The following is a 4,653-nucleotide window of genomic DNA, read 5'->3' as shown; positions in this document are numbered from 1 at the left end:
CTCCTCGTCCGCGCGGGCGGTGAAGCCCACCGGTTCGGCGGGGTCGGTCTCGGTGCGGTCTGCGCGGACGGAGAGCGGGTTGATCTCCTCCACCGTGAGAGTCTGGGTGCCGGTGAGGCGGTAGCGCCCGGCGCGCCCGGGCTGGTGCGTGCACCCCCAGCAGTCGCCGAACTCCCACAGCCCGGCGCGGCCCGCGAGCACGCCGGTTCCGGCGCTGACCCACATGATGTCCTCCGCACCGTCGCCACCGGACGCGCGGGGCCGCCACAGGAAATAGGCGTTGTTCATCGCCACCTGCACCTCCAGCCCCTGGTCCACCCCGAGCGGGCCCGCGGAGACGCCATCGTACGGCGGCGGGCACTCGGACGGCGGTCCCGGGTTGCAGAAGCGGCGCACCCATTCGGGATCGGCGTCTATGCGTATGCTGCCGCTCACCCGTACGCGCACCCACATGTCACGCGGGATCACGATGCCGGTGGGCGCCAGGCGAACCGTGCCGAACTCCTGCAAGGTGCTCCCCGGCACGGAAATAGTGTGGGTGGCCGAGAACGACGCGGAGGCGGCAGCCGTGGGCCGGCTAGGTGGGAGCGGAGCGGATCTCGTGGGCGCGGTCGGCTGGTCCACACACGCGGATATCAAAAGGATGGGTCCGAGCGCGAGACTTCGGAATGAAAGGTGGCGCGGCATCAAGGTGCTGGCTGGCGGTGGAAAGAAGAGGTTCGGGGGACGACGAAGCCCCGTGCTCCGGGGCGGGTGCCGGGAAGGCACACGGGTCCGAAGCGACGGGGCGCGAGGGCGGCGTCTGGCGGGCTTCGGCGGCTGGGCCGTCTCCACGCGGGAGACCCCTGGCTTTGCGGACCGGCCTCACGACCGGGGTGCTCTTGTCGGCTGCCGAAGAGTACCACTACAGGTGTTTAGCGTCAAGTCTTACGTTTACGAGTGTCGGCTTCGTGCGTACTCGCCTCGGGTGACAGGCGAGGAGATGAAGACGGCGGTGATGGGGGCTGTGGTGAACGACAATGTCTCCGAAGAGTACAAACGTATCCTGGATGACTACCTGGACTCACTACCCGCGCGAATTGCCTAGACGGCAAGGGCTCGCGGCCAGCGCGAGCAGAATCAGCACACTTGTAGCTTCCGGCGTAGGCGCCACAATAATTAGTGGGAAAGCGAGGATGCGAGTAGGTTCGCGGCCGCGCGTAGCCGGTAGCTAGGGTCGGTTGCCGCTACATTGCGGGCGAGCCTCTGCACGTCAGCCTTGATCGTCGCCGGCAACGGCTCTGCGCCTTCGTACTGTGTATCATCGGAGATACCCTGATGTATCACTCCGTTTCTTTCGACCGACTCGAATCCCGGCACAAAGAACTGCCTATAATGTAAATTCAGCCCCTGCTGAGCCCAACGGCCCAGCAGGTGCAGGGCAGCAGCGCGCTTGAGCGCGGGGACGGAGCGGTCGCGCGCGATGCTTGATAGCACATCGTATACACGCCGGTCTCGGAGCCGGACGCTGTACCGTACAGCCTTCCCAAGAGAGGCCGAGTCCGCTGGGACCTGGCGCCACATGTGCGCCAACACTGGCGGGCCGCTCTCATCACAGCCGCTGATCCGCCACAGCGCCCAATCGCGCTTGTTGGCGGGGTGCCCGTGCATGAGCACCTGCACCGCGAGCCGGCAGTCATTGCGCAGGTGCACGTCCTCACCCTCCCGCTTCTGTCGGTACTCCTGCGCCACCGCGGGGCGGGCACCTATTCCAAGCAAGGCTACCGTCGCTATCACCAAGCTCCGCTTCACCTTGCTATGGGTGTTCAAACGTTCCTGCTGCGCATCCCACTCATCCATCAACCGAGAGCACTGCTGTGCGGTGATGCCCGTCACGCACAGCCGAGCCCGCGCTTGTTGTCGCTGAACGTTCACGAGCAGGTACGACGCCGCACGACGCAACGAGTCCGGAGCAGCAGTATCCGCCAGGATCACCCCTGCAATATGAGCAGCCCTGTGCAACCCCTCAGCGGGTATGGGGACCCCGACGGGAGGTGCTTCACTGGTGACGAGCGGACTGTAGATCGTTGTGGTTCTCAACGGGTCCACGATGAACGTTTCGTAGCTCTCGAACCTGGTTGGATTCAGTTGTTGGAATGCGATCCGGATTGCCTGCACCCGATTTGTTGCCACCGCATTACTATGAGCCGCAAGAGAAAGCGCGGCTTCGAATATCCTTGCGTCAACGAGGAGGGCTGCGGATTCGACAAGTTTCTCCATTTCGCCGTCTGGGACGCGCCCAGACTGGTACTGAAGGACCGCGGCCGCGAGTGCGTCGCCGCCGAGATCTCCACACCCGTTGGCGTAACCAATTGCCCAGATGCGTTTATTCGCAGGCTGGCCATGCACAAGGATCTGATGCGCGAGCCTGCACGCGTTTCGATGGTGAAGAACCTGGGGGTCCTCCTGCGTCGCGCCGGCCTGTGCCCAGATCGGTGTGCCCGACGCGGTTGCACTGGCAAGGGCGAAAAGAAGTACTGTATTCGTACAGTTCCGCATGGTCAGGTCTCGGAGTGTACAAGAAAATTTGAGCAGCCAACGGGCTCGTCCAGCGATCCTACTGGCTGTTGTCGCTCAACCGGAGATTGCATGGCGCGCTTCGGTGCATCGACGACTGCTTATGTTCCGGGTCCATCAGGTCGGCACCTGTTTGCGCACGCACCCGCCTAGAGGCGAGGAGCAGCGCAGCGGCGAGATAGATGTTTCGAAGGAGCGTCACGATCTCCGCGTGTGAAACAACGATCCCAAATCTCGAAATCCTCATCCAACTGCTCCGATCAGAGACACAGTGCGGCGTTGCGCACCTGTGCTGGCTGGGCGGGATCACTGTGGATTCGTCGCATGAGCGCGGTGATCCGTTCGCGGAAGTTTCTTGGCTGAGGGACGCCATGATACTCCGCCTGACGGCCCGCGGCGGTCCGCTCAAAGCATGGGCCGCGACGGTTTCCGCGCACATCCCTTTCGAGAACCATCAAGTCGTACGTGATCAGCCGGTTCGGGTGCACAGTGTTTAGCAGGTAGCGGATAGCATACACCCGTGCCGGTACACTGGATGATCCGTTCGCCGCGATTTCCGTAGCGGTTGCAAAGAGGGTCGAATCACGCAGCAGGCGCACTCTGCCCCACTCTTTCTCGAGGATGCGCCGGTCTTCGGACGTGCGTAACCGTATCAGTGCAGTGGAGGCTGCACGAGCCCAAGACTCGGTTCCGCAGAACGTGATGTATCCACGCGCCCATTCACGGTGAGGTTCTGGACGCCCGGTGGTCATGACCTGTTCGGCCAACCGGCACTCGTTTCGATGCTTTACCGAGTCGGAGTTGACCTGGGCAGAGCCAGCCCTCGCGAGCACGACCAGTAGCATACCGGCTAACGCGAAGCAACGCATGGCCTTTAGCGGCTGATGGGGGTGAAGGAACATGGTACTTGAAGCTGATCATGGTCATCGTGCGCGTCTTGTAACGTCTTCAGTCGGCGCCGGAGCGGTTCGATGAACTCGTGGAACAGCTCCGACCCGGACTGGTTGAGTTCGGCTCGTACAGCGTCGTCTGCTCCAGCGTCTCCGCGGTTGTGGACGACTCATAATGTGACTTCGCGACCTGATGGTGGCCGTCCTCGTGTGCAGGTACGTGGCGGGCCGCCTGACGCATGAAGGCAGGACCGCAGGCGGGTCGCCCCGAGAGGCGGACTCCGGAATCGCCACGCTGCGCGCGGTAGAATGGATTGTCGGGTCGAAGTGCGACGTTAAGACGGATGAGCGGGGTCATCGAGAATAGCGGTGGCTCGTCGACGTAGACCCAGCCTTTGTTGGGTCCTGATCCCTCGCCGTAAGACGCGACCGGCGGCGCATCCAGGTACACGCCCAGAACACCGTCCTCGAGTTCTGGATTCTCAGGTGTCACAGGCGGATACGGGAGGTCCGGCTCGCCGACGAACTCGGAGGTAGCGTCTGGATATTTGATCTTCCCCGTCCAGTTTCGTCCGATCACGTTCACAGCCACGGTAGCAGGTTCTACGGCACGCCCTCCGATGGTACCCACCACGGAGATCGTCCCAGACACTACCATTGTACCGCCCCAGGTTGGAGAATGCTGATCCTCCTCCTCTGCTTTGATTGTGCTGCCCGCTCCTGCAAAGCTCCAGCCGGTGATCTTGACCTCGCCCGGGGCGCTCGCGGGGTCCTTGCTCGCGGTGCAGGTGATGGACTGGCCGCGCGTGACCGGGTTGGGAGTGCAGTCCAGCTTCAGGCGAACGGGCTGGACGCGGACGATCTCACTCCTGGCGAAGACGATCTGATCCTCGATGTGCCCCCGCACCCACATGCGCCCGCTCGCCGCGATGCGGGTGGTGCACGCCTCCTTGCGCCGGCAGCTCGCGAGCGCGTTCCAGTCCGCCGCCGGCGCGGCCGCTGCCGAGGTGGAGAAAGTTGCTCCGCCGGCGGGTGCGCGGGACGCGGCCGGTCCGCTTTCCGGGAAGGTGTCACCGGCGACGAAGGCCCACTCCAGGTTGCGCATCTCCTCGTCCGCGCGGGCGGTGAAGCCCACCGGTTCGGCGGGGTCGGTCTCGGTGCGGTCTGCGCGGACGGAGAGCGGGTTGATCTCCTCCACCGTGAGAGT

3 protein-coding genes and 1 riboswitch are annotated in these 4,653 nt (G+C 63.8%); all 3 genes read right to left on the bottom strand.

Annotated features, from left to right (window positions below; translation table 11 throughout):
- The coding region (locus VF584_26875) for a hypothetical protein (GenBank protein ID HEX8213820.1) at positions 1-510 on the bottom strand (510 nt) is incomplete at its 3' end.
- A gap of 301 nt (positions 511-811) precedes the next feature.
- Positions 812-890, bottom strand: a riboswitch (cyclic di-GMP riboswitch).
- Positions 891-1,158: 268 nt separating this feature from the next.
- Complete coding sequence (locus VF584_26870; protein ID HEX8213819.1) at positions 1,159-2,538, bottom strand: hypothetical protein; 1,380 nt, start codon at positions 2,536-2,538, stop codon at positions 1,159-1,161.
- Between the two features lie 966 nt (positions 2,539-3,504).
- Positions 3,505-4,653, bottom strand: a 1,149-nt coding sequence (locus VF584_26865) for a hypothetical protein (GenBank protein HEX8213818.1), incomplete at its 5' end; no start/stop codon positions are given.

The organism is Longimicrobium sp. (genome assembly GCA_036389135.1).
Lineage (GTDB): Bacteria > Gemmatimonadota > Gemmatimonadetes > Longimicrobiales > Longimicrobiaceae > Longimicrobium.
This window is presented reverse-complemented; position numbering and strand designations above follow the sequence as displayed.

Bases quoted from the DNA above. Each gene is read 5' to 3' on its own strand.
- VF584_26870 (HEX8213819.1), bottom strand. From the start codon at position 2,538: ATGCGGAACTGTACGAATACAGTACTTCTTTTCGCCCTTGCCAGTGCA.